The organism is Arthrobacter sp. 10T425 (assembly GCF_056393985.1).
Genome location: NZ_JBFTGZ010000001.1, coordinates 207182 through 232064, shown reverse-complemented (window position 1 = coordinate 232064; position 24883 = coordinate 207182). Strand labels below are relative to the sequence as shown.

Genomic DNA, 24883 nt, shown 5'->3' with positions numbered 1-24883 from the left:
TGGCGTACGGGGACCACAGCCAGCCTCGTCCATGCTATCGGTTTCTCCAGAGGCCAACCAACGCGCCACGAGCGAGCCGCACCGCCGGCCGGTCAGCCGCCCAGCCCGGTGATGGCGAGGTTCCTGCTGATCCCGTCCAGGGGGCTGGACAGGGGGCCGGACAGGTAAGGCTCCTGCCGGCCGGCGGCGCCGGGAGCCGATGCCGGGAACGGGAGGGTCTCCGGGCGGCTGAGGTCCCAGGCCATGGAGGCGCTGATGCTGATCCCCCGCGGCCCGGTCCGGCGGGTGGTGCCGCGGATCAGGAGCAGGCGGGTGCCGAACAGCAAGGGTCCGGACTGCTCCTGCGCCTCGTGGAAGAACACCGAATCCACACAGCCCGTACCGTCGTCGACGCTGATGAACACCACACGCCGGCCGCCCCTCATGGGCGGGGTCTGGGTGGCCACCCGGACCCCGGCCACCAGCACCTCCGTGCCGTTGCGCAGTCCCAGCAGCTTGTCCGCGGTGGTGACGCCCAGCCGGTCCAGCAGCGGGCGGTGGCTGGTCATGAGGTGCTCGCTGACGTCCACAGCCATCAGGTCCAGTTCCGCGCGGACGTTATCCACCATGCTGGGTGCGGGCAGTGCCGCCTTGAGGTTCGTCAACTCCACGTCCCCCAACGGCAACGCAAGCTGGCCCTCAATGACTTCCACGCCCTTCCGGAGGGGGCGGGCCTGGAGTTTTTGCAGGTGCTGGACCAGATCCGCCCGGTTGGCTTCTCCCCCGGACGCCCGGTGCAGCGAATCGAAGGCGCCCAGCTGGGCCAGTCGCTGGATGCTGGGCCGGCTGAGCCGCGACCTGGCCCGCAGGTCCGCCAGGGAGTCGTAGGGCTGGCCGGCCACAATCCGTTTCAGCTCGGCGCCGGAGAGCCCGAAGATACCGTTCAGGCTCAGCCGGATGCCCAGCCTGCCCCGGTCCGGCCCGGATTGCACCCGCTCCACCCGGTACTCGGCCTGGCTCCGGTTGATGTCGAGGGGAAGGATGGGGATCCCCAGCCGGCGGGCCTCGGCCACGAGCAGGCGTTTGGGGTACATTCCGGGGTCGTGTTCCCACAGCCCGGCGAGGAACGCCTCCGGGTGGTGTGCCTTCAGCCAGGCCGACTGGTAGGTGGGCACGGCGAAGGCGGCTCCGTGGGCCTTGCAGAACCCGAAGCTGCCAAAGGCCTTCAGCGTGCCCCAGACCTTGTCCACCACCTCGGGACTGTAATTCCGGGCCCGCGCCTCCTTCCGGAAGAACTCCTCCACCCTGGCTTCCAACACGTCGTTGCCCAGCGCACGGCGGAACTCGTCGGCCCTCGCCAGCCCGCACCCGGTCATGACGTCGAAGGTCTTGAGGATTTGTTCGTGGAAGACCGTGACCCCGTGGGTTTCCTGAAGGACAGGTTTGAGGTCCGGGTGCGGGTAGACCTCGGGAGCGAATCCGTGCCGGTGCTCCAGGAAGGGCCGGACCATGTCGGATTTCATCGGACCCGGGCGGAACAGGGAAATGTCGATAATGAGGTCGTTGAACTCCCGGGGGGCCAACTTGCCGATCAGTTCGCGCTGGCCAGGGGACTCGATCTGGAAGCAGCCCAGGGTGTGGGTGCTGCGGATCAGCTCAAAGGTGGGTTCGTCGTCGAGCGGGACCGCATTGAGGTCGATGTGACCGTCCTCGGCGATGTAGTCCGGGCCCGTCCCGTCCGGCCCGGCCGGATGCGCGCCGGCGGCCACCACCTCGGCCTTGGACGGGTGGAGCCGGATCACTTCCCGGACGGCGAAGGCCATGGCGCTCTGCATCCGGACGCCAAGGACATCGAGTTTCAGCATGCCCATGGGGTCCATGTCGTGCTTGTCGAACTGGCTCATGGGCAGGCCCAGGCCGCTGGGCTGCACGGGGGTGCGGTCCAGCAGGGTGGCGTCGCCGAGGATGACGCCGCACGGGTGCATGGAGATGTGGCGGGGCAGCCGGTCCAGCCGCTCCGTGAGGTCCACCAGCAGGTCCAGCTGCTGGTTCTCGGAGAAGCCTCGCTGCTCCACCCGGTCCGCGAATTCCTTCAGCTCGGGTTTCTCCACGAGGGCTTCGCGGAAGTGCCGGGCCGAGAACCGCCACAGCTGCTTGGCGATTTCCCCGACCTCGCCGTCGTCCATGCCCAGGGCCAGGCCGGCATCGCGCACGGCACCGCGAGCGCGGTACCCGTTCTGCATGCTCATCAGCGTGACGCGTTCGGCGCCGAAGCGCTCAAAGATCTTCCGGTAGACGTTGTGCCGTTCGGCGCTTTCGACGTCGATGTCTATATCCGGCAGCGTGGCACGGTCGCGGGAGAGGAAGCGTTCAAAGATGAGGTCGTGCTGAAGCGGGTTCACCTGGCTGATGTCGATCAGGTAGTTGACCAGGCTGGAGGCGCCCGAACCGCGCGCGGCCGCCCGGACGCCCAGGGCCAGGATCATCCGGGAGACCTCTGCGACGGTCAGGAAGTACGAGGCGAAGCCCAGCGAGTCGATGATCCGGAGCTCGTGCCCCAGCCGGGCCCTCATCTGCTGTTCCTGCTGCCCGGAGATTCCCGGGAAGCGGCGGCCGATGCCCGCCTCACACCGCAGGGTCAGTTCGGCGAGCGCGTCGCCGTCGATCCCGATCACGGATGCCTCCGGGACAACGGGCCGTTTCCAGCCCATGTCGGCTTCCGGATCCATGCGGCAGCGGTCCGCGAGCGCCTCGGTCTGGGCCAGGAGCCGTTTGAGGTCCGCCGTGCCGTAGCCGGCGGCGTGGATGATCTCCTTGCCCAGCTGCAGCATCCGGGCCGCCGATTTGAGCCAGCCCTGCCCGTTGGGCTGCAGCAGCGGGGCGGCGGAGAGCTCGGGGAGGGATTTCAGTGTCCGGGCCGAGTCCAGCACATCGGCGGTGGCCGCGCCGTCCTCAGCCACGTACCGCACAGCGTTGCTCAGCACGGCGGGCACCCCGTGTTCTGCAGCGAGTTTGAGCATGCGCACCGCGTGGGCGGTGCTCAGCGGTTCCCCGGGCGGGCTGAGCTGGGACACAACCTCTGCCGCCAACGTTCCGGGGGGCATGGCGTCCAGCCATCGTTTGAACAGGGTGCGGGGCCGCAGGTAGCGCCGGCCGCCCATGGCCCGGCCGACGTCGGAGTCCGGGCCGATCAGCACTGTCAGGACCGGCTTCAGGGTTTCCGGGTGCAGGGTGCGGGAGGCCAGTTCCGCCCGGGTGACGGCCACCGGCACTATTCCCCCGGCCTTGCCCGTGGTGCGGGCGTGGGCGTCGGAGATCAGCCGGCACAGCGCCCGGTAGCCGGCACCGTTGTTGTGTCCGTGCGCCAGCACGACGACGCGTCCCCCGAGCTGGGTGCGGTGGTCGCCGTCGTCGTCAAAGACTGCAAGGTCCACCCCGACGATTGCATCCAGCCCGGCTGCCATGCACGCCTTCAGGTGCTTGACGGTTCCGTACAGGCCGTCGCGGTCCGTGCAGGCCAGCGCGGTGGCGCCGTCAGCGGCGGCCGCGGCGGCAAGTTCCTCCGGCCAGGAGACGCCATAGTGGGCGCTGAACGCGGTGGAGACGTGCAGATGGGTGAAACTCATGCTGATTCGGGCTTCCGAAGGGGCTGCAGGGCGTCGTGGATCTTCAGGAGCCGCCACCGGCCGCTGCCGACATGCCGGGTCAGGTCAAGGGTGAGGGTGGAATCCGCGGCGTGATCCCCGGCCGCACGCACCTGGACCCGCCAGATCTCATGGTCCACCAGGCCCGGCCCGCTTCCGAGTGGCGCCCGGCGTTCCTCGGCCCACCATTGGCGGCGTTCGTACCAGCGGACGGGGTCCGCGCAGACCGTGTAGCGCCGGCCGGCCCAGTCGAGGCGCAGGGGCTGGCCCGAGGGCGTGCAGACGACATCCACGGACTCGCTGAAAATACCCACGTTGCCTCCCGACCCAGTCCGGGCTGGAGCCGGCCCAGTCCCCGCTTCTACTTCCTACGTCCATTCCGCATCCGGCGCCCGGAGTTCCAGGCCGCATGAATTTATTCGAACATATCTTCGAATAAAATCAGTCTACGTCGGAGAGGCGACAAAACCCAGATCGGGGGTGGACTCACGCAGGTACAGGTAGCAGGATTGAGCCATGAGCTCCCATAACGCACTCCTGAAGCACGTAAGCATCGCCGCCAAGGATCCAACCTTGGTGGCGACTTTTGATATAGACGGAAACATCCCCGGCCAGGGCGCCTACGTGGTGGGGCTCTTGGCAGCCACCCCGGACTATTCCCACCAGCGCAGGATGGGGATCGAGTTCATGAACGGCGAAGCCGTGTCCTTCTACTGCTTCAGCCACGACGGCACCGAGGAAAATTTCGACCTCAAGGGGGTCGAACACTCGGGCAACACCATTACCGGCCATTTCCCGCTTACGACTGTGCTTGGCCTGCCCAAGGGCCATCTCATGACGGCCTTCAGCGATTGTGACGGCCGGGACTATCAGGCCAACGTGCCTGTCGAAGAAGCCCTCTAGGCATCTTCTAGGAGCTGGACTTGTACACTTCCAGCTCGAGCGTGATGAAGGCATCGATCATCGCCCGGTAGGTCTTCTCGACAAGTTCGACGTCGATGTCCTTCTTTTCCGCCGTGGCGCGGACGTGTTCGATGACCCGTTCCACGCGCCCCGGCGCACGGACCTCGGCGCTGTCCGCCTTGAGGGTTCCGGCGATGCGGATCAGCCGTTCCCGGCGCCCAATCAGGGACACGATCTGCTCGTCCACCTCGTCAACAGCCACCCGCACGGCGGCGAGCTGTTCGCGGTCGGCCTTGGCGGCTTTGTCGTCTGCGTGATTTGTGGGCATGTGCATGACAGTATCGAAAGATGCAGCCACGAGTCGACTTCATATCACTAGGTGTCCGCAGTGTTGACGCCTCGCACCGCTTCTACGTCGATGGCCTCGGATGGCCGGTCTACCGGGAAGTGCCCGGGGAGGTGCTCTTCATCCAGGTCAACCACGGCCTCATCCTCTCCCTCTGGGACGTGGGACAAATGCAGTCCGAGGCGGCCACCGATCCTCCTGCCGGCATTCCGTGCATCACGCTGAGCCACAACCTGGCCAGCACGGCGGAAGTCGACTGGGTGATGGCCGAGGCCGAAACCGCGGGCGCCCGCATCGTCGCGGCACCGAAGACCCAGCCCTGGGGAGGCTACACCGGCTACTTCGCCGATCCCGACGGCTACCGCTGGGAAGTCGCCTTCAACCCCGACTGGTCGGTCGACGGCGGCGGCAAAGTAACGCTCTGACTCAGGTGACCAATACCGCCCCGTGCCTTGGCAGCCGCCAGACAGGCCGGCGTACCGCTAGAACAGGCTCCCCACCGGCTGGATGAGTTCCGGTGAGTCATTCCTGACGTTCCCGACGGCGGTGCCGACGGCGTCGATCGTCCAGCCTTCCGCGACGTCGTGCGCCCCGGCCCGGACCAGATCCACGAGCCCGGCCGCATCATCGGCCTGCGGGTCCAGCCACGTCTGCATGGTCTCGCGGTTCATGGGCAGCGGAACCCTGTCATGCAGCGCGGTCAGCTCGGCCAGCATTCCCCCGGCGTAGCCCTCCGGCGGCGAGTCGGTGGTCATGATCGAGGTCGAGAGCATCCAGCGCTCCGGGTCGCCCTCTGCCTTGGACGGGTCCCGCCACCATTCATAGAGTCCTGCGAAGACAATGGGGCGTCCGTCCTTGGGATGGACGTAGTAGGGCTGCTTGGTGCGGCCCTCGCCCTTCCACTCGTAGTAGCCATCCGCCGGGACGGCGCAGCGGCGGGCGCGGGTCGCTTTCCGGAAGGCGGGCTTCTCCAGCACGGTCTCGCTGCGGGCATTGATCATCTTGGACCCGATGCCCGGGTCCTTGGCCCAGGACGGCACCAGGCCCCAGCGCGCAATGTGCAGTTGGCGGACCGGTTCTCCCTCCACAAGCCGTTCGAGCAGGATCGGCACATCAGCCGTCGGGGCCACGTTCCACGACGGCGGAATTGCGATCTCATCCTCCAGCCCGGCATCGAATTCGGCCAGCAGGTCTCCGACGGCCCGGGCCATCACGTAGCGTCCACACATGGCATCAGCATGCCACCGCACCCATCCCATGTCATCCGCCGAGCCGCCTGAGCCCGCCGAGGTCGCCGGAAACGTGCGAAGTCGCCGGAACTTTCCGGCGATTTCGCATCTTTACCGCGAAGTCGCGTCGGACGGCGTAGGGGGCAGCGCTCTCTGCGGGAATAGCGGGCTGCAGGGTACGGTTGTTGGCAGTGACGTACGACTTCAGTGGGCGCCCGGCCTGATACGCCGGCCCCATCCACTTACTTGAGGAGAACTTCGTGGACTTCACCCCCGGATCCGGCACCATCACTATGTTTTCGACCACGTGGTGCGGCTACTGCAACCGGCTGAAGAAGCAGCTGGACGCACAGGGCATCGGGTACACCGAGATCAACATCGAGGAAGTCGAAGGCACGGCCGATCTCGTCGAGCAGCTCAACGGAGGCAACCGCACCGTCCCCACCGTGCTGTTCCCCGACGGCACCGCCGCCACCAACCCCTCCGCAGCTGAGGTCAAGAGCCGGCTCGCCGCCTAGGCCCTTCCTGCATCCCAGGACACCACCAAACCACGACGGCGCGGCCTCCCAAGGGCCGCGCCGCCGCCCGTTGTGCCAGTAACCAGTAAGTTGTGCCAGCAATCCGCGTTCCAGAACAGAGGAGCTTGTTTCATGGTCCATAAAGTCAAAGCCGCAGTTGTCCGTTCCAAGAATGCCGACGTCACCCTGGAGACGATCCTGGTGCCGGACCCGGGCCCCGGCGAGGCCCTCGTGGACATCCTCACCTGCGGTGTCTGCCACACCGATCTGCACTACAAGCAGGGCGCCATCAACGACGATTTCCCCTTCCTGCTCGGCCACGAGGCCACCGGCGTTGTCAGTGCCGTGGGACCGGACGTCACCGAGGTCGCCCCCGGGGACCGCGTGGTGCTGAACTGGCGGGCCGTCTGCGGCGAGTGCCGGGCCTGCCGCCGGGGCCAGCCGCAGTACTGCTTCAATACCCACAACGCCACCCAGAAAATGACGCTGGAGGACGGCACCGAGCTGACGGCCGCGCTGGGCATCGGTGCCTTCGCCGAAAAGACCCTCGTAGCGGCCGGCCAGTGCACCAAGGTGGACGACGACGCCGATCCCGCCGCCGTCGGCCTGCTCGGCTGCGGCGTCATGGCAGGCATCGGCGCGGCGATCAACACCGGAAACGTCCAGCGCGGCGATTCGGTCGCCGTGATCGGCTGCGGCGGAGTCGGCACGGCGGCCGTCGCCGGCGCGGCGCTCGCCGGCGCCACCACCGTGATCGCCGTCGACATCGACGCCAAAAAGCTCCAGCGCGCCAAGGACCTCGGCGCCACCCACACGGTGGACTCCTCCGCCGTCGACCCCGTCGAAGCGATCCGCGAACTGACCGGCGGTTTCGGCGCCGATGTGGTGATCGACGCCGTCGGCCGCCCGGAAACATACAAGCAGGCCTTCTACGCCCGGGACCTCGCCGGCACGGTGGTCCTGGTGGGTGTGCCGAGCCCCGAGATGACCCTGGAACTGCCGCTGCTGGATGTGTTCGGGCGCGGCGGCTCCCTGAAGTCCTCCTGGTACGGCGACTGCCTGCCTTCGCGCGACTTCCCCACGCTCATCAGCCTCTACCGTCAGGGCAAGCTGGACCTGGACGCCTTCGTGACGGAGCGGATCACGATCGACCAGATCGAGGAGGCCTTCACGAAGATGCATGCCGGCGCTGTGCTGCGCTCGGTGGTGGAGCTGTGAACGCCGGCCCTGTGAGCATCCGGATCGACCGGCTGGTCACCTCCGGGACGTTTTCCCTCGACGGCGGCACCTGGGATGTTGAGAACAACGTCTGGATCCTCGGGGACGACGCCGAATGCGTCATCATCGACCCGGCCCACGATCCCGCTGCCGTGGCCGCGGCCGTCTCGGGCCGGAAGGTCACCGCAATCCTGCTCACGCACGGCCACGATGACCACATCAGCGCCGTGGGCGAGGTCCGGACGCTCGTGAACGCGCCCGTGTACCTGCACCGGGACGACTGGATGCTGTGGGAGCGGGTGTTCCCCGGCACCGAGCCGGACCACGCCATTGCCGACGGCGACACGTTCGACGTCGCAGGGGCAAGACTCGTGGCACGGCACACCCCCGGCCACTCGCCCGGGTCAGTGTGCTTCCTTCTCGAAAGCGAAGGCACCGTGCTTGGCGAAAATACAGTGTTCAGCGGGGACACGCTGTTCCAGGGTGGCCCCGGGGCGACGGGCCGATCCTTCAGCGATTTCCCGACCATCATCGAGTCCATCCGGACCCGGCTCCTGCCGCTCCCGGCCGACACGACGGTCCGGACCGGCCACGGGGAACCCACAACGATCGGCGCCGAAGCGCCGCACCTTGAGGAATGGATCGCCCGCGGCCACTGACCGCGGGTGCGGAAAGGCCCGGTCCACTGCTTCCGGACCGGGCTTTTCCGCCATAGGATGTGGGGCCATGAGCTCTCACCCCAGCATGGATCCGGCAACACTGGCCGCGGACCTGCGTACCCAGTTCGATGCATTCCTCGATGAGCATCGTGCGGGCCTGCACGCCTGCCTGGACGGGCTCACCGAAGAGGAGGCCCGGGCCTCGCTGGTGCCGTCGCGGACCACCCTTCTGGGGCTGGTCAAGCACGCCGCCTTCGTGGAGAAGGTCTGGTTTGACGAGGCCATCACGTGCCGGCCCCGGGCGGTGATCGGCATTCCGGCCACCCCCGACGAATCGTTCATCCTGGCGGACGACGACACCATCGCGGGCCTCCAGGCCGCCTACCTCCAGGCCTGCGGGGACTCACGGCGTCGGGCCGCTTCGCTCGGCCTTGACGACCTTGTCAGAGGCAACCGGCGCGGCCCGCTGCCGCTGCGGTGGGTCTACCTGCACATGCTCAGGGAACTAGCCCAGCACTGCGGCCACGCGGATATTCTGCGCGAGCAGATCCTCGCTGCGCGCACCTGACGGCACCGGCCGCCCGTGTCAAGGTTCTAAACCAGAAGACCCGCATTGCACCATGGGTGCGGGTGAGCGCGGATGCGGCCACCCCCGATTGGTTTTCACAGGGCCGCATCCGCGCTGGTCTAGGGAAGGCCGGGTTCCGGCTCTGGTTCCGCGTGCCGGCGGCGTAATCGCGCCCCGGCCAGCTCAGACAGCACAGCGGGGGCGCGCAAGGAACCGGGACGGCCGGATGTCGTGTCCGATCTCAAGGCGAACGCCGTGAACGGGGCGACGGCACTGCCGGCGACAACGACTTTGGTGGCCATGAGATAGGAACTCCCGCAACGAAGTTAGCAGCCTCTGCATGACCAAAATCAGAATATCAATTGCATTTGCCGCACAAAAGGAAAAGAGAGTAACAATTAACCTGCGGCTTTTTGGGCCGGCATCCCCGTAATCCGCGGCTCACCGTCTCTACAGTCCGGAAAGATGTGGGATGCGGATGAGGTCAACCGGCCGATGCGCTGGCCCATTTCGTGGACGGGGCGTATTCCGGGTAGTAACGCTGGATCTCTTGAACGGTCTTGCCGGCCCTCACCATTCGCTCAACGGACACCATGCTCCGGACTTCCTCGTCCGAGGACCGGGTGCTGTTCCACGGTCCCATCGTTCGGTAGCAGAAGTCATTCGGATCGTTCAGCCTGGCTTCGTTGTAGCACTCGGGATGATTCGAGGCATCAACTGCCGTGCCAGCAGGACCGGATTTCGATGCTCCGAATGCGGCGGACAGCCCCAGCGCGAGAAGTGGCGTGAGCGCCACGGCTGCAATTCCAGTTTTCATTCCTTTATTCATGGTTCCCCCAATTGGCCAGAAATATGTTGGCGAGCCTACCGCACAGGTGCCAGGTTTCCCGAGCGACGGTGTTTTCCCCTCGGTCATGGAGGATTCGGCAGTTTGCCTCGCCGGAATCGCAGTTGGGTCTTGATCCACTCGCGGTCTTGGGAAACAATGTTCGCGGCGTAACGGGCCCCGGAGAAAGGGTTTCAATGACAGCGCGGGATACCTCCTCAGTCGGCGCTCCGTGCTGGGTCGACACCTGGCAGCCCGACCCCCAGGCGGCCAAGGACTTCTACGGTCCGCTCTTCTGCTGGACTTTCGACGACCCCATTCCGATGCCGCCCGGGCTCGACGGCTTCTACTACGCCGCCCGCCTCCGCGGTCAGCTGGTTGCCGGAATCGGACAGGCGCCGCCGCAATCGCCGCCGGGGTGGATAACCCACGTGCGTGTCGTAAACGTCGGGGAAGCCTTGGCTCGTGCCGAGCGGGCGGGGGGCAAGCGCCTGGCGCCGTTTGGTGCCGGCCCGGATGACCGTATTGCTGTGCTCGCCGATGCCACCGGCGTCCCGTTCTGCCTGCGGCAGGCAGGAGGGAACGACGGCGCCCAGCTGGCCAATGAGCCGAATTCCTGGGCCATGAGCTCGCTGCACACCACAGATGTCGGGCGGGCCCAGGCGTTCTACGGTGCAATGTTCGACTGGGAACTCGAACCCGTCCCGAACGCCCCCTTCTCGCGGTGGCTCCGCTCCGGCCGGGTAGTGGCGGTGGTGGCAGCCACGGACGGCGTCGCGGTCCCGCCGCATTGGAGCGTCAATTTCGCCGTCCGCGACGCGGACGCCATTGCCCGGCAGGCCGTAACACTGGGTGGCAGCATCTTGATGGCGCCCATGGACACTCCGGGATTTCGCAGCGCCGTGATCAGGGACCCCCAGGGCGGCACCATCGCGGTCAGCGCAACCACCGGCTGACGCTTGCTGGAGAGCATGAGCGCCACACCGATTGGCGGCGCTGGTAGGGTCAGCCCATGGATGAAATTTTGGGGAAGTTCATCGACGATTTCGCGCGGCTCGTGGAGCTCGCGCAGTCCGGGCAGCGTCGGGGGCAACCGGGAACCCAGCTGCTGACTACGCTCACCGAGCATTTGGCGGTCCGGGCCGAATCAGTGTCAGTAGTGGTTGAGGAGATTCCGCCGCACCGATTCGTGGACGCAGACATCCTCATGGAAGAGCTCGCCGCCGAGGATCCTGAGTTCCGGCTCGTGGGCATCGGCGGCGGCGACCAACGCCACCATCACTCGCTGAGCGACATGCTGCAGCAGTCCCAGCTATATCCGCAGTTCCCCCTGTCCCAGCCGGACTACGCCAACTTAGCTGTCGGGCCGGACGAACAACGGCAGGCCGTGGCACTGGGGCTCTGGCTATTCAGCCATGGAGGCAGTCCCATCGCCGTGCTGCAGCGGGACGCCAACCCCCGGTATGGCCGGCAGTCAGCGTCCCTTGAGGTTTTGGCCGGCGCTACAGATAAGGCCGCACGCTTCCTCTCGGAGTTCCGCCGTCGGATGCAGCACCGCAGCGTGCTCAAGGGACAGGTCATTTCCCTGGTGATGGGTGAGTATGGTCCCAGCGCGGCCGGGGTGACGTTCCATGCACGGCCAGTCCTTGCCGCGTCGGATGTCATCCTGCCGGATGGTCTGCTGGAGAAAGTGGCGGACCACGCCTTAGGTATCGCCGAGCACCGCGAGTCTCTGATCAGGTACGGCCAGCACCTCAAACGCGGCGTCCTGCTCTACGGCAGGCCGGGGACGGGCAAGACCCATACGGTGCGGTATTTGTTGAGCCGGAGCGAAGGTGTCACAGCAATCCTTCTTTCGGGAGGATCGCTCGCCAGGATCTCAGAAGCCGCCACCATGGCCAGGGCGCTGCAGCCCTCCATCGTGGTCCTCGAGGACTGCGACCTCATCGCCGAGGACCGCAGCTTCGGGCACGGACCCCAGCCGCTGCTATTCGAGGTGCTGGACGCCATGGACGGTTTGGCCAGCGATGCCGACGTGGCGTTCGTCCTCACCACCAACCGCGTGGACATGCTGGAACGCGCCCTGGCACAGCGTCCCGGCCGTGTGGACCTGGCCGTGGAAATTCCCATGCCAGCCCAGGCGGAGCGGGTTGCGCTGATCAAACTGTATGCCCGCGGTATTCCCCTCAGTCCGAACTCGATTGAAGACGCCGCCGCCCGCACCGAAGGAACCACCGCTTCGTTCGCACGCGAACTCGTCCGCCGTGCGGTCGTTGCCGGCGCATTGGACGGCGTGCCGGTGGCGGACCATCATCTTCAGAAGGCTGTGGATGACCTGATGGCCGACAGCGCCGCGCTCACCCGAAGCCTTCTCGGCAGCGGCACCGGAGACGGCTCTGAGGGCATGGGCGGACCGTTCCCCGGACCGCCGGCGGCCTTCCATCCCGGGGGCTAGGACGTACCGCGCCAGTGCGCTTGGGCCCTCAGCGCCGCCAGCGGTACGGGGTGGTCGTTGAGACTCGCAGCAATCCATAGCGTTCCAGGATCGGTCGCGAATATTCAGTCGAGTCACTGTGGATGAGTCTCTTCCCGAGGGCCAGCGCGGCCCCGGCCCGGGCGGCGGTGAGGGCCCGGTAGATACCCTGACCACGCCATTCTGATCGCGTCGCCCCGCACCAGATGCCCGCGAACTCGGTACCCGGCACCGGCTCCAGGCGGCCCGCGCTCACGATCAGTCCTTCGTGTTCGGCTACCCACAGTTCCATGCCGTCGTCGCGCGCCATGCGTTTCAGGATTGCGTCGGCGTTGCCGTCGGAGACGTCAACGCCGAAAACCTCGTCCTGCATCGCGCTCATGGCGCGGATGTCCCGTTCTGCGCTCACCGGCCGCAGGCTGACGCCGGGCGGGAGCTGGACGTCCACCGTCAAGGCGTTTGCCGGTCCGATCATGATCGACTCGGTCTCATCAGGCTCAAATCCGTTGTCGAGCAGTGCCCCGTGGAGTCCGGGCGCATGATCGTGACCACGGGTTTTCCACTCGACCCGCACGATTGCGGGATCGCTGCGGTAAAACGCGAGCGCTTCGGCTACCCACTGCGCGATCGTCAGGGCGTTGGCCCCATCGAGGTTCTGATAGGTCACGAAGCCCCTGCCGCCTGCGAAGGTCACCAGCCGCAGCGGACCCAGCCGTTCCACGCCGCTGGTACCGGGCGTCTCTGCAGCTGTCCGGAGTTGCTGGTCGTACGCCACAAGAAGTTCTTCAGAAAGAGTCATCGGCGTCCACCCTACAGCCACGCCGGACGCCGGATACAGGACATAGGACACCCGGCGCTCAAGTTCCCTCACTGAGGGCAACCCGGCCGGAGCGATGGCTAGGTGTCACCTGCACTCCTGCCGCCGCCCCCAGCGCGGCCACGTGGCGAAGGTCCGCCCCCGCCGCAAGATCCCCCACGCTCCGCTCTGGAGGGCCTCCGCAGCCTCGTCGTACCCGGCCGCAGGCCTCTTCCGCGGCCAGCCCGCGAGGCTTAGACTCGATTGGCTTGAGCAAACAGGGAGAAGTTCGGCATGAGGCTCGTCGTCGATCTCACTAAGTGTCAGGGTTACGCACAATGCGCCTTCCTCGCCCCGGAGGTCTTCACGATCCAGGGGGACGAGGCACTTACCTACGACCCGGACCCTGACGAGGCGCAGCGCACGAGGATCCGGCGGGCAGCCGCGGCCTGCCCCGTTCAGGCCATCCGGCTCGACCAGCTTGAGGAGCCGAACAGGCCGCGGCCTCCCGAAGAAGCCCCGGGAACGGCCGCTGCCGCAAGGGGCAACGGGGGCGCGTTCCTTCGATCCGGCAGGATTGTCATCGTGGGCACGTCACTGACCGGGCTCCGTGCGGCGGAGCGGCTGCGCGAGGAAGGGTTCACGGGCTCGCTGACTCTCATTGGTGAGGAAGCGCACGAGCCGTATGACCGGCCGCCGCTGTCGAAACAGGTCCTGGCCGGGTCGGTGCCGTCCGATGACACGTCGCTGCCGCGCCGCCGGGCAATCGACGCCGACTGGCGTCTGGGCGTCGCGGCCACGGGTCTGGATCTCGCCGCCAGGCAGGTGCATCTCGCCGACGGTGGCCGGATCGGATTCGACAAGTTGTTGATCGCCACTGGGGTGCGGGCCCGGTCCTGGCCAAACGCGGCGGAGGCGGCGCTGGCAGGCGTGCTGACCTTGCGGACCCGGGAAGACGCGGCAACGCTTCGGCAGCTCCTGGCCGCGCGCCCTCGCCGGGTCCTGGTCATTGGCGCCGGGTTCATCGGCTGCGAAGTCGCTTCGGTGTGCCGCGAACTTGGCCTGCCGGTCACCGTGGCGGAGGCAGGCCCGGCACCGCTCGGCGCGGCGCTCGGCAGCGTGATCGGTGCAATTGCCGGAGAGCTTCAGATCGAGAACGGCGTGGATCTGCGCTGCGGCGTCAGGGTCGTTGCACTGGAAGGCGATGCCGGCGGACAGCTGCGCCGCGCCCGCCTCTCCGATGGCACAACACTTGACGTGGACATCGCGGTCGCCGCGCTGGGGACCGTTCGTAACGGTGATTGGCTCGCAGGCTCCGGATTGGCGAGCGGCGTGTGGGGTGTCGCGTGCGACGCCGGCTGCCGGGCTTTCGACGTCAACGGGCTGGTCACCGATGACGTCTTCGTCGCCGGCGACGTATCCCGCGCCCCGCAGCCGATGTTCGGCTACCAGTTCCTCGCCGTCGAACACTGGGGCAACGCAATCTCCCAGGCCGAGGTTGCAGCGCACAATATGGTCAGCGGCGAAACCGAACGGTGGCCGCACCTGGCTGTGCCCAAATTCTGGTCCGTCCAGTTCGGCACCGAAATCAAGAGCGTGGGCGTGCCCTCGGTCGCCGATGAGGTCGCCATCGTGCAAGGATCGGTCGGATCTCGGCGGTTCCTGGCCGTTTACGGCTACAAGGGCCGGATCGTGGCTGCAGTGGCGTTCAACCAGAACAAATGGCTTGACTTCTATGAACCGCTGATTGACCAGGCGGCGCCCTTCCCGCCGTCGTTCCACCATATTGACGAGCCCGAGGATGCGCAGCCCGTGCCGGCCGGGTTCCAGCCCGCCGCCAGCCCCACCCAGGATGCGACCGTCGTCGTGACCGGTCACTATCCCAATGAGCGGCGCGCCAGATTGACTGACCGCCGCCTCCCGTAAAGCGCCGCACCGGAGGCCTGCAGCCACCGGCCCACGACCCAAGGAGCCTTCGCCATGGCCGAGCCCAGCACCTGGGAGCAGATCCTCGACTACACCAACCGGGCTAACCCCTACCCGTTCTATGACGAACTCCGCAAAACCCCCGTGAGACGACTTCCGGACGGCAGCTATCTCGTGAGCACCTACGCGGAGATCGCCGCCCTGTTGCACGATCCACGGGTCAGCTCCGACATAACCCGCAACCCGGCTGCCGCCGCGGCGGGCGCCGCCGTCGGTGAGGACGGGGACGGGGACGGCGCCGGCATGACGCCGACTTTCCTCAGCATGGATCCCCCTGATCACGACAAGTTCCGGCGGATCACCATGCGGCATTTCGGGCCGCCCACGACGCCTGGCAGGGTGGCCGGGATGGAGGCGCGGATGGCGGAAATTGTCACCGATCTGGTCGACAATATGTCGGACCGCGGCCGGATCGACGTCGTCGATGATCTGGCGTATCCCCTGCCCGTCACGGTGATCTGCGAACTTCTCGGTGTGCCCCCGGGAGATGAACAGCGCTTCCGGGTCTGGGTGGACCTGGCCCTGCAATCGACCGATCCCGGACTCGATCCCGAAACCCAGCAAAAGAAGAGGATTGAAGCCGGCACGGAACTGCGAGCGTTCATGCAAGAGCTGGTCGACGCCCACCGGCAGGCCCCGGGGACTGACCTGCTTTCAGCGATGGCCACCGACGATGGCCCGGAGGGCCGCATGCCGGACGAACAACTGGTGAGCACCGGGCTTCTCCTGCTCATCGCCGGACATGAAACCACCGTGAACCTCATCTCCAACGGCGTACTGACGTTGCTCCGCCACCCGGCCGAGCTCCAGAGGCTTCGCGCTGACCCCGGCCTGGCCATCCCGATGGTCGAGGAACTGCTCCGCTACGAGCCGCCCGTGCATTTCGTCCCGTTCCGCACCGCCCTCGACGACATCGACATCGCCGGCACCACCATCCCGGCCGGCGCCTCCCTCACCCTGGTCCTTGCTGCGGGCAACCGCGACCCCGCCCACGTCGCTGACCCGGGGCTCTTCATCCCTGACCGGGCCAACAACCAGCACCTCGGTTTTGGGGGCGGGGTTCATCTGTGCTTCGGGGCGCCCCTGGCCCGGCTGGAAGCGCAGATCGCGCTCACTGAATTCGCCACCAGGCTGGAGAACCCGCGGCTGGTCTCGGACCCACCGCCGTACCGGCCGAGCCCGTTCCTGCGCGGCCCGTCCCACCTCCCGGTAGACATCGACGGCGTCCTCGCCCCGGGTAAGCCCTTGCCGACAGTCGCCCGGAAAATGCACTTCAGCGGGTGACGGTTAGAGGTTTCATGGGCAACACACAGGACACCCGTTCCAGTCGTAGGTCGCCAGCGCCCGCCACGCGGTTGTTCCTGCCGGTGTCATCGCACCAGTCAATGTTGTAGGGCACCGCGGTTACGGCGGCATCCCCCACAGCTGTCCGGGCGGGAACGACAAACGTATAGGTGAACCCCCCGGCGTCGTTCATGGCGGTGGTCGTTTTGACAACCTCCACGCCTGTGGCGTCGGTGACGCTCACCTGGATGCGGGCGTTCTTGCCGTAGCGGGGATTGCAGTCAGAGTCCGGCGCTGCCACCGTCACGCTCTGCCCCGGTTTGGCTTCCGACGGGGTCAGCGAATAGGCGGGCGGGAAACACGGCGGTTCCCCACCACTGGACGACGCGCACCCCGAGATCGAGGCAGCCAGCACCAATGCACCAATCGTGGCACGGATCACGGAGCGCCGACCACGGTCCTTCAGACAGAGAACCATGCCGTCAGTGTCGCTGGTACAGCAGTCGGCGCCTACTGTTGTGCTGAATTCGTACCCGGATCGTTGCCTGCGCCTGCCCGCCGGCGGTTGACCGCCCCCATCAAGCGCAGGCAGAACGCCCAGTAGGCCACCCCCGCGGCCAGCGAGCCTGCCACGGCCAAGGCAGGGCTGATCCCGGCCAGCGGCGGATAGACCACCCAGTGGACCAGGTACGCGTAGAGGGAGGCGCCGGCGAGCACCACCAAGAGGCAGCGGAGGACCTTCGGCACCGGAATGCTGGGCAGCCAGATGAGCAGCAGGATCCCGGCGAGCAGCGTGGCCTCCCGGCCGGGGTTCTCGAAGAATCCCGGAACGGTCACTGCTGCAACGACAGAGACCAGGCAACGCTGGGCGATGGTCCGGGACCGTGCGATAGCCCAACCCAGCGCGAAGAGCCAGAGAGCAGGCGCCGTGTGCGGCACCCCGGGGTTCACCAGCTCATACCGGGTCAGGAGCCCCACGCCGGTCAGCGCCAGCGGAAAGAGCAGGGGGAAGCGCCGCTCGGCGCGGTCCGCCCACGGAACGGCAAGCAGTGCCACGGACCCCACAAGCAGGTAAACAAGAACTTCGATGAACCAGAAATGCCACTGGGTGCTCACCCCCTCCGGCCCGAGGACGGCATTGAGCAGCACGATATTGGCGGGTGAGTAGTTGTCGGTGATCAGGTACGCCACCGCGATGAACGCCATGCTCGGCACGATGATTCGTGCCGAGCTGGACAGCTGCCTCCGCAGCCGCGGGATCCGCTTCCCGGAGAGCTGGAAGCGTGCGAAGTTGTAGCCTGCCACCGCCATGAGCACGTGGGCCGCACCCTGCCAGCTGAACAGCCCAACGTGCGTGCTGACGATCAGGACGATCCCGACGGCCCGCAGCACGATGCTCGTTTCCACCGGCGCAAAGAAGCGACGACGCGTCTGGCCCGGTGCAGTGCGCGGCCGGGGCTCCAGATCCCGGACCGGCGTCACGTGCCAGTCCCGCGGGAGATGGCCCAGCGCCTGTTCCAGCCGCACCGACGCGGCCACATAAGAGAGCGAGTCCCCGCCCAGGGACACGAACGTGTCGCTGTCCGCGATGTCGGCGCACTCCAGCACGTCCTGGAAAATCTTCCGGACGCTGTCCGGAGCATTGTTGTCCGGCGCGCCGGTTTCCGCTGCGGGGGCGGGTGCCGGCCCGGGTTTCGGCCCGGACAGGGCCAGGACGCCCCTGTAGTCGAGCTTGCCCGTTGCCAGGCGCGGGAGATGGTCGACGGCGTGCACCTCAAGGGCGGCTCGCGGCAGCCCCATGCCCTGGGCGAGGACCTTGCCCAGCAGGTGCGCGTCGTGGTCGCCTTCAACGGCGACGACGACGCCGTCGTCCGTCCCGGCGCTGGCCGCCTGCACACCGAGGTCAGCCAGGAGCCGCTCCACCTGCCCCAGGTCAACGCGCAGCCCCACGATCTTGACGAACCGGCTGCGCCGGCCCACCACTTCGTAGACGCCCGCCGGGTGCAGCCTGGCGAGGTCGCCGGTGCGGAGCTCCGCAACGGTCCGGCCCGCGGCGAGATCCTCCGGGCATTCGGCGTAGCCAAGCATGACGTTGGCGCCGCTGTAGACCAGTTCGCCGTGTTCCAGCCCCGGCACGGGGTCGATCCGGAACGAGCCACCGGGCACCGGGACGCCCACCGCGCCCGGCACCTCGGCCGCCAGCTCCGGAGGCAGGTACGCCATCCGGGCCGTCGCCTCGGTCTGGCCGTACATCACGAAAAATTCCCAGCCGCTGCTGCGGCCAAGTTCGGCGTAGTTCCGCACCGAGTCCGGCCCCAGTCGGCCCCCGGCCTGGGTGACGTAGCGCAGGCTGGGCAGATCCATGTCCGCGAACCCGATCCGCTCGAGTAGTTCGAAGGTGTACGGAACGGCCGCGAAAGACGTCGCCCCGCGGCCTCGGAAGAGGTCCCAGAAGCACGGATCGACCACGGAAAGGCCGGTCAGGACCAGTCCGGCGCCGCGGAGCAGGTGGCTGTTGATCACGGACAGCCCATAGCAGTAGGACATGGGCAGCGTCGTGGCCGCGCGGTCGTCGGGCCCGATGTTCAGGTACTCGGAAATCGACTCGGCGTTGGACTGCAGGTTCGCATGCGAGAGCCGCACGAGCTTGGGCGAGCCGGTGGATCCGGAGGTGCTGAGCAGGAGCGCGAGGTCCGGGTGAAGCTCGTGGCGGGTGCCGGTCCGGCGTTCGTCCAGCAGGAGCTGCCCGTTGCCGGGTTGGACAACGACGTCGGGGTCGTAGGCCGCGACGAGGGATTCCAGGGCGGCCGGCTTGTCCTCCGGCAGGAGGATCAGCGGGTGGCCGCCGGCCAGGGCCGCCAGATAGACCACCAGAGAGTCGAGGTCGTTGGCTGCGGCGAGCGCCACGAGGCGCCGTGTGGTGCCAAGCCGGAGGGCGAAGGCATCGACCCGCTCCGCCAGCTCCCGGTACGTCATTGCCAGGGTGTCGGTAAGGATGGCTGGGCTGTCCCCGTAGCTCGCAAGATCGACGGCAAAGGGCACCCGCATGAAGTCAAGCTGCGTGGTCACCCGGACGATGTTATTAGATTAGGCTTACCTAATCCAAATTAGGGTACGAAAGGTTTGCGTAATCGCCGCGAATCGGTATCCTCCTTACTTAGGTGTACCTAAGTCGGGATTGCATCGGCAATGTTGCCGGGGAAGCCCACTCGGTCCCGTACCCCTGCCTCCACTCCCCCGCACCGCACCGCACTGCTCCACCCCACCGATCCAAGGAAACACCATGCCCAGCATCCCCCTGCCCAAAAATGCCCCCCGGTTCCGGAAGACGCTTGCCCTGTTGGCCGCGGCAACCGCAGTTCCGTTGGCCCTGGCCGGCTGTATGGGCAACCCAAAGGACCCGGGCGCCGCCGGACCCATCCAGGTCACGAGCAGTACCGGCGTCGACGCCCATCTTCAGGGCCTGTTGGACACCGGCACCCGGCAATACTCCGCTTTCGTCGTGGATCAGACCGATCAGCTGGTTACCGGCACGAGGTCATTCGCGGCGGCTTACGCCGCCGGGGATGCGACGAAGGCCCGCGGACTCTATGCCGCCACGCGCATGCACTGGGAGCGTATCGAGCCGGTCGCCGAGTCGTTCGGGGACCTGGACCCCAAGCTCGATGCCCGTGAAGCCGACCTCGCACCCGGCCAGGAATGGACCGGCTGGCACCGGGCCGAGAAGGACTTGTTCCCGCCGGCCGGCCACACTCCCCTCGCACCGGCGGAGCGTGCCGCCATCGCCACGCAGCTTGTTGCCGACACCGAGGACCTGGCCCAGCGGACCCGCACCGTGGAACTCTCCGCGGACAAGATCGGCAACGGCGCCAAGGAACTCCTGGACGAGGTGGCCACCGGCAAAGTTACCGGGGAGGAAGAAATCTGGTCCCACACCGATCTCTGGGACTTCCAGGCCAACGTTGACGGAGCCCGGACCGCTTTCGAGAGCCTGTTGCCTGCGCTGCAGCAGAAGGACCCGGCCCTGGCCGAAGCGCTCGAGGCCAAGTTCGCCGCCTTGCAGGCCGGGCTCAAGCAGCATTCCACCGGCGCAGGCTTCGTCTACTACAACGACCTCAGCCAGGCCCAGGTGCAGCAACTCGCCTCCCTGGTTGATGCCCTGGGCGAGCCCCTGGCCAAGCTCGCTTCGGCAATAGCCCCGTGACCGGCTGCCCCTTCGGCGGCAGCCCCCGCCAGACCCCCGACGGCGGCGCCCCCGAATCAGCTAGCGCACCGGAACCAGCCAAGCCACCGGGAGCCGCCGCCATGCCCGCGCCGCCCGCAGCCCCCGGTTCGGGAAAGGGCCGGCTGTCCCGCCGCGGGCTCCTGTCCCTGGCAGGAGCCGGCGGCGCGGGCGCCGTCGCCGGCCTGGCGGTTKGCTTCCTCAGTCACGACGCCGTCGAGGCCGCGGCCGCCCCCGTGGCAGAGCCCGGCGACATCATCGCCTTCCACGGTGACCGGCAGGCCGGCATCGTCACGCCGGCCCAGGACCGCCTTCACATTGCAGCTTTCGACCTCGTCACGGAGGACCGTGCAGAGCTCATCCGGCTTCTGAAAGACTGGACGGCCGCCGCCGTGGCGATGACCGAGGGACGCAGCACGGGCAGCAGCGGCGCCGTCGATGGCCCCTACGACGCCCCGCCCGAGGACACGGGTGAGGCCCTGGACCTCGGCGCCGGCAGACTCACCCTCACCTTCGGGTTCGGCCCCGGCCTGTTCGAGAAGGACGGCAAGGCCCGCTTCGGACTCGAGGGGCGCCGCCCGGACGCACTGATCGACCTGCCGCACTTCCCAGGCGACGACCTCCAGCCGGGACGCACCGGCGGCGACATCGTGGTGCAGGCCTGCGCCGACGACCCCCAGGTGGCCGTCCACGCGATCCGCAACCTTGCCCGCATCGGCTTCGGGCAGTCGCGCGTCCGCTGGTCCCAACTCGGCTTCGGGCGGACGTCCTCCACGTCGAGGTCACAGGCCACCCCGCGGAACCTCTTCGGCTTCAAGGACGGCACCAACAACCTCAAAGCCGAGGACACCGCCCTGCTTGGGGAGCACGTGTGGGCAGGCCAGGGAACGCGCCCGGAAGAGGGCTGGATGGCCGGCGGCACGTACCTCGTGGCGCGCCGGATCCGGATGCACATCGAAATCTGGGACCGCACCTCGCTGCGGGAACAGGAAGCGCTGATCGGGCGCACCAAGGGCGCCGGGGCCCCGCTCTCCGGCGGCGAGGAATTCACCGCCCCCGACTTCGAGCTCCAGGGGCGCGGCGGGGAACCACTGATCCCGCTGGACGCCCACGTCAGGCTCGCGCACTCGAGCCAGAACGACGGCATCAAGATGCTCCGGCGCGGCTACAACTACACCGACGGCTCGGACGGCCTGGGGCACCTCGACGCCGGACTGTTCTTCATCGCGTTCGTCACGGACCCCAGGACCCACTATGTGCCCATGCAGCTGGCCATGGCGAAGGAGGACACACTGGCCCTGGAATACCTCAAGCACACCGGCTCGGGCCTGTTCGCGGTTCCGCCGGGCATCCGGGCGGGAGGCTTCATCGGCGAAGGTCTCTTCGCATGATGGCGGCAGTCACCGCTGCGGGCAGCCGCCCGGGAGCCGAAGAGCTCACTGCGTGGCAGACGGGACCGTTCCGGGCGGGAGGACCCGGCTGTGGCGCTTCTCGGCCACAGCCGGATCGAATCTCGTATCTTCCAGGGTCCCTCCGTCGTCGAGCCAACGGCGGTTGGTGTAGAAGCTGATAGCCCGATCGTTGCCTTTCTCAACCCAGAGAAATGCCCGGTCATAGCCGAGTTCGATCAGCTGTTGTTCCGCGGCCGCGAACAGGACGGAACCTACGCCCTGCGCCCAGCAGTCCGGATGCACGTTGATCGCGTGGAGCTGACCGGTTCCCGGGTCCGGGTCGCCGGCAGCAGGGCCGAGGATGGCGAACCCGGCAACCGCATCGGCGCTTTGGACGACGAGGTGAATGGTCCCTTGCCTGGGTTCAAGGATGTTTCGGCGCCAGGCGGATGCCGCGCGGTCGACGTCGAGACCGTCCAGGTACTCATCGGTCATGACGCCGCGGTAAGTGGCCCGCCAGGCCGCGATGTGGATCTCGGCCAGCCGTGCGGCGTCGTGCACGGTTGCTGCCCTGACACTGATGTCCGGAGTGGTCATGGTCCAGAATCTATCAACTGCGGTCACCGGTGCCGGGCGGCGCGCGCGAGGCGGCGGGCAAGGTAGCTGATGACGAGGACGCTGGCTGCGGCGAGGAGCCACGCAGACATCACAGCACGAATCGACTCCTGCAGCGAGACCCGATTCCTTGGAATTTCGAGGAGTTCCAGTGCCCGGCCCGAAACACCCGGAATTAGTTGGAGAATCGGAAAGAAGTGTGGGTCGGTGATGTGTCCGTCAAACAGGACTGGGGTACCCCCGGCGCTCACCAGAACTTCTGCCATGCAGGCGGCGACGTCGAGACGCGCCAAGCGGTTGGTCTGGTCCAGGGATTCGCATATTGCCTCCACTTCCGGATCCCGGGCAGTACCGAAGACAAAGCACGCCGCAGCTATCCGGTCATTCCTGACGACGAATACGCTTCGGGACCGGTCCAGTTCTCTCTGGATCATGGGGCGGAATTCAGCGAGGAGTGTCGCGCGCGACCCAGTAGGTGACCATGGCGCGTGCACGATTTCATACATTTCCGTCCATGCTTCATTCAGTTGATCCAGAGCTATTCGATCTCCTGTGAGGATGCCGCCACAGCGGTTTTCGTTTGCCCATCGGAGCACTTCAATGGTCGCGGTATCGATCTGCTCGGGCGGACACATTTGATAGCGCACAGCTCCCAGCGATCTGTAAAACTCGTGCGCAACCGTGCCCGGATGGGCTTTGACGGACAGTGGCATCCAACGACGCCCTTGAATGGATTTCACCAGTGCCGAACCGATACCCTGCCGCCGGTATTGCTCACGCACGAAAACGTTGGGCGTGTCCCGAGTTGGATGGACGCGGTTGGTGGCTGAGACAGCGATCCCCACTGGCTCTGCACCGAACTTTGCCACCAGCGATGATCCCCCGGGACGCCATTCATCGGCTCTGGCCCATGGCGCGTCGGCTGTGAAGTGATCCGCATCAGCGGCTGTCGCCGGATTGATCACCAGATTTTTTGCTTGTCCGGTCAGCATCCTGGCAGTCTATTCGTTTCAAAGCTGCGGCTTCCGGAAGGCATCTTCTAACAAGGAAACAGGTGTTATCCCACCCAGCGACCGGTTGGAAACAGGAACAGAGGCTTTCGGCCGATTCCTTTGGCGCGGTAGCCTGCACTCACACCCTGTATGCCTCCCCCCCCCCCCCGATCGCGATGAGGTCAAATCCCTCCTCGGGCCAGAAGAGTCCAGCAGAACCGTTTTCTTGGAAGGCCACGCCATGTCAGATTCTGAACTTTCCATTCTCCGTGAGCGGGCTGCCCGCGGTGACAACGACGCCATCGGCGAGCTCATCGAGCTGGCCGCGGAGCGGGAAGATTTCGAGGAGCTGCGGCAACTTGCCGACGGCGGCAGCCGCGACGCTGAGGATCAGCTGGTTGAACTCGCCGCTGAGAAGGAAGATCTGGACGAGCTTCGGCGTCTGGCATCCGCCGGCAATACGGACGCGGCCGAAGTTCTGGCCGAGCTCACTGAGTAAGCACTCCCGTATTTCGGCCGGGTCACCGCAGCTGAAATTGACTATGTCAATAGTCGCTGCAGCATCTATGCTGCGCTGAGCCGCAAACGCGGCATCAACTATTCCGTCCACAGGATTGATCGAATGTCGGCGATGATTCAAAGGAAGGGGCGGCCTGTGACGTTCGAGAGGCTGGTGGTGCGCGCAGCGAGGCCGGAAGACGCGGCGGAGGTGCGCCGGTTGTCCATCGCCTTCACTCCAGCCGCACAGGAGGTTCCGCCCGAGGTTTTCCATAGCCGTTTCGCCCGGTTCCTTGCCGACGCCTCATGGTGCCTCCCTGTGGCTCCGGCACGCACCAGGCTGCTCGGCTACGGCCTCGCTCAGGATTTCGGGCCGGGCCTGCGGGCTGACTTCACGACGGGCCGGGTCCATGACGTCTTTGTAGACCCCGACACGCGTCTGGCCGGCACCGGCCGGGCCCTTATGAACTTCATCTTCGATTGGTCACGGGCCAGGCCACAGCCAATGATCCTGGACTGGCAGGCAAGTCCCTCCGCCATCGGCTTTTACGAGGCACTCGGCTTCACCCCCGATCGTGTGGGCGACTTTCCCGAGTATCCGGGCTTCACCCTTGACCACCGATCCGGACACGGCGTGCGCTACATTGCTCTCAACCCGGCGACGGCCCGGGCGATGGAGGGGGACCATTGAAAGTGTCAAAAGAGAACGTGCACCTGCCGCGGACGGACTGCCCAG

General features: G+C 66.8%; 24 protein-coding genes. 14 read left to right on the top strand and 10 right to left on the bottom strand.

The features are described 5' to 3' along the window. Positions 1–92: 92 nt before the first annotated feature. Together AC1DDH_RS01135 and AC1DDH_RS01130 are read right to left on the bottom strand one after the other, a co-directional pair. The gene (locus tag AC1DDH_RS01135) at positions 93–3605 is read right to left on the bottom strand and encodes a DNA polymerase III subunit alpha (RefSeq protein WP_476954676.1); all 3513 of its coding nucleotides are present in this window, start codon (positions 3603–3605) and stop codon (positions 93–95) included. Then, positions 3602–3937, bottom strand: a complete 336-nt coding sequence (locus AC1DDH_RS01130) for a DUF6504 family protein (RefSeq protein ID WP_476856813.1) — start codon at positions 3935–3937, stop codon at positions 3602–3604. The genes AC1DDH_RS01135 and AC1DDH_RS01130 overlap by 4 nt, the downstream gene beginning before the upstream one ends. A gap of 202 nt (positions 3938–4139) precedes the next feature. On the opposite strand from AC1DDH_RS01130, the gene AC1DDH_RS01125 reads away from it, so the two are divergent. Further along, a complete protein-coding gene (locus tag AC1DDH_RS01125) occupies positions 4140–4526 on the top strand; it encodes a hypothetical protein (RefSeq protein WP_476849331.1) in 387 nt (128 codons plus the stop codon). 7 nt (positions 4527–4533) lie between these two features. Here AC1DDH_RS01125 and AC1DDH_RS01120 read toward each other — a convergent pair whose 3' ends face one another. Continuing rightward, positions 4534–4860 carry a chorismate mutase gene (locus tag AC1DDH_RS01120; RefSeq protein WP_476954675.1) on the bottom strand — a complete coding sequence of 109 codons (327 nt, stop codon included), beginning with the start codon at positions 4858–4860 and terminating at the stop codon, positions 4534–4536. A gap of 14 nt (positions 4861–4874) precedes the next feature. Between AC1DDH_RS01120 and AC1DDH_RS01115 the strand changes: the two genes are divergently transcribed. Next, positions 4875–5297 carry a VOC family protein gene (locus AC1DDH_RS01115; protein ID WP_476954674.1) on the top strand — a complete coding sequence of 141 codons (423 nt, stop codon included), beginning with the start codon at positions 4875–4877 and terminating at the stop codon, positions 5295–5297. A 57-nt stretch (positions 5298–5354) separates the two neighbouring features. Here AC1DDH_RS01115 and AC1DDH_RS01110 read toward each other — a convergent pair whose 3' ends face one another. After that, entirely contained in the window at positions 5355–6101 is a 747-nt protein-coding gene (locus tag AC1DDH_RS01110) for an SOS response-associated peptidase (RefSeq protein WP_476849333.1), read from the bottom strand. A 260-nt stretch (positions 6102–6361) separates the two neighbouring features. On the opposite strand from AC1DDH_RS01110, the gene AC1DDH_RS01105 reads away from it, so the two are divergent. The 4 genes from AC1DDH_RS01105 (at position 6362) to AC1DDH_RS01090 (ending at position 9064) form a co-directional block, all read left to right on the top strand. Next, positions 6362–6619 carry a mycoredoxin gene (locus AC1DDH_RS01105; protein ID WP_476954673.1) on the top strand — a complete coding sequence of 86 codons (258 nt, stop codon included), beginning with the start codon at positions 6362–6364 and terminating at the stop codon, positions 6617–6619. Between the two features lie 132 nt (positions 6620–6751). Beyond that, a complete protein-coding gene (locus AC1DDH_RS01100) occupies positions 6752–7837 on the top strand; it encodes an S-(hydroxymethyl)mycothiol dehydrogenase (RefSeq protein WP_476849334.1) in 1086 nt (361 codons plus the stop codon). Next, positions 7834–8496: an MBL fold metallo-hydrolase gene (locus AC1DDH_RS01095; protein ID WP_476954672.1), complete on the top strand. Its 663-nt coding sequence runs from the start codon at positions 7834–7836 to the stop codon at positions 8494–8496. Before AC1DDH_RS01100 ends, AC1DDH_RS01095 begins: the two co-directional genes overlap by 4 nt. Positions 8497–8563: 67 nt before the next feature. Further along, the gene (locus tag AC1DDH_RS01090; RefSeq protein ID WP_476954671.1) at positions 8564–9064 is read left to right on the top strand and encodes a DinB family protein; all 501 of its coding nucleotides are present in this window, start codon (positions 8564–8566) and stop codon (positions 9062–9064) included. A 484-nt stretch (positions 9065–9548) separates the two neighbouring features. Here the strand turns inward: AC1DDH_RS01090 and AC1DDH_RS01085 are convergent, their stop codons facing one another. Further along, on the bottom strand, positions 9549–9881 hold the full coding sequence (locus AC1DDH_RS01085; RefSeq protein ID WP_476947696.1) for a hypothetical protein: 333 nt from the start codon (positions 9879–9881) through the stop codon (positions 9549–9551). 206 nt (positions 9882–10087) lie between these two features. Here AC1DDH_RS01085 and AC1DDH_RS01080 point away from each other — a divergent pair, with 206 nt between their 5' ends. Together AC1DDH_RS01080 and AC1DDH_RS01075 are read left to right on the top strand one after the other, a co-directional pair. Then, positions 10088–10846: a VOC family protein gene (locus tag AC1DDH_RS01080; RefSeq protein WP_476947695.1), complete on the top strand. Its 759-nt coding sequence runs from the start codon at positions 10088–10090 to the stop codon at positions 10844–10846. Between the two features lie 56 nt (positions 10847–10902). Further along, on the top strand, positions 10903–12345 hold the full coding sequence (locus AC1DDH_RS01075; RefSeq protein WP_476954670.1) for an AAA family ATPase: 1443 nt from the start codon (positions 10903–10905) through the stop codon (positions 12343–12345). Between the two features lie 28 nt (positions 12346–12373). On the opposite strand, the gene AC1DDH_RS01070 is transcribed toward AC1DDH_RS01075, so the two are convergent. Then, positions 12374–13162: a GNAT family N-acetyltransferase gene (locus tag AC1DDH_RS01070; RefSeq protein WP_476954669.1), complete on the bottom strand. Its 789-nt coding sequence runs from the start codon at positions 13160–13162 to the stop codon at positions 12374–12376. Between the two features lie 291 nt (positions 13163–13453). On the opposite strand from AC1DDH_RS01070, the gene AC1DDH_RS01065 reads away from it, so the two are divergent. Together AC1DDH_RS01065 and AC1DDH_RS01060 are read left to right on the top strand one after the other, a co-directional pair. After that, positions 13454–15085 (top strand): FAD-dependent oxidoreductase, encoded by a 1632-nt coding sequence (locus AC1DDH_RS01065; protein WP_476954668.1) that lies wholly within the window; start codon positions 13454–13456, stop codon positions 15083–15085. Between the two features lie 54 nt (positions 15086–15139). Next, positions 15140–16429 (top strand): cytochrome P450, encoded by a 1290-nt coding sequence (locus tag AC1DDH_RS01060; RefSeq protein WP_476954667.1) that lies wholly within the window; start codon positions 15140–15142, stop codon positions 16427–16429. Here the strand turns inward: AC1DDH_RS01060 and AC1DDH_RS01055 are convergent. Together AC1DDH_RS01055 and AC1DDH_RS01050 are read right to left on the bottom strand one after the other, a co-directional pair. Then, on the bottom strand, positions 16419–16907 hold the full coding sequence (locus AC1DDH_RS01055) for a hypothetical protein (RefSeq protein ID WP_476954666.1): 489 nt from the start codon (positions 16905–16907) through the stop codon (positions 16419–16421). The two genes, AC1DDH_RS01060 and AC1DDH_RS01055, sit on opposite strands and share 11 nt — an antisense overlap. A gap of 32 nt (positions 16908–16939) precedes the next feature. Beyond that, a complete protein-coding gene (locus AC1DDH_RS01050; RefSeq protein ID WP_476954665.1) occupies positions 16940–19498 on the bottom strand; it encodes an AMP-binding protein in 2559 nt (852 codons plus the stop codon). A 214-nt stretch (positions 19499–19712) separates the two neighbouring features. Between AC1DDH_RS01050 and efeO the strand changes: the two genes are divergently transcribed. Together efeO and efeB are read left to right on the top strand one after the other, a co-directional pair. Continuing rightward, entirely contained in the window at positions 19713–20633 is a 921-nt protein-coding gene (gene efeO / locus AC1DDH_RS01045) for an iron uptake system protein EfeO (RefSeq protein ID WP_476954664.1), read from the top strand. Then, positions 20630–22042, top strand: coding sequence for an iron uptake transporter deferrochelatase/peroxidase subunit (gene efeB / locus AC1DDH_RS01040; protein ID WP_476954663.1), 1413 nt, complete (start codon positions 20630–20632; stop codon positions 22040–22042). Before efeO ends, efeB begins: the two co-directional genes overlap by 4 nt. A 45-nt stretch (positions 22043–22087) precedes the next feature. On the opposite strand, the gene AC1DDH_RS01035 is transcribed toward efeB, so the two are convergent. After that, positions 22088–22639 (bottom strand): N-acetyltransferase family protein, encoded by a 552-nt coding sequence (locus tag AC1DDH_RS01035; RefSeq protein WP_476850019.1) that lies wholly within the window; start codon positions 22637–22639, stop codon positions 22088–22090. 23 nt (positions 22640–22662) lie between these two features. After that, positions 22663–23649 (bottom strand): GNAT family N-acetyltransferase, encoded by a 987-nt coding sequence (locus AC1DDH_RS01030; RefSeq protein WP_476954662.1) that lies wholly within the window; start codon positions 23647–23649, stop codon positions 22663–22665. A gap of 241 nt (positions 23650–23890) precedes the next feature. Here AC1DDH_RS01030 and AC1DDH_RS01025 point away from each other — a divergent pair, with 241 nt between their 5' ends. Next, positions 23891–24148 (top strand): DUF1387 domain-containing protein, encoded by a 258-nt coding sequence (locus tag AC1DDH_RS01025; protein WP_230008836.1) that lies wholly within the window; start codon positions 23891–23893, stop codon positions 24146–24148. 123 nt (positions 24149–24271) lie between these two features. Further along, positions 24272–24838 (top strand): N-acetyltransferase family protein, encoded by a 567-nt coding sequence (locus AC1DDH_RS01020; RefSeq protein ID WP_476954661.1) that lies wholly within the window; start codon positions 24272–24274, stop codon positions 24836–24838. The last annotated feature ends 45 nt before the right edge of the window (positions 24839–24883 follow it).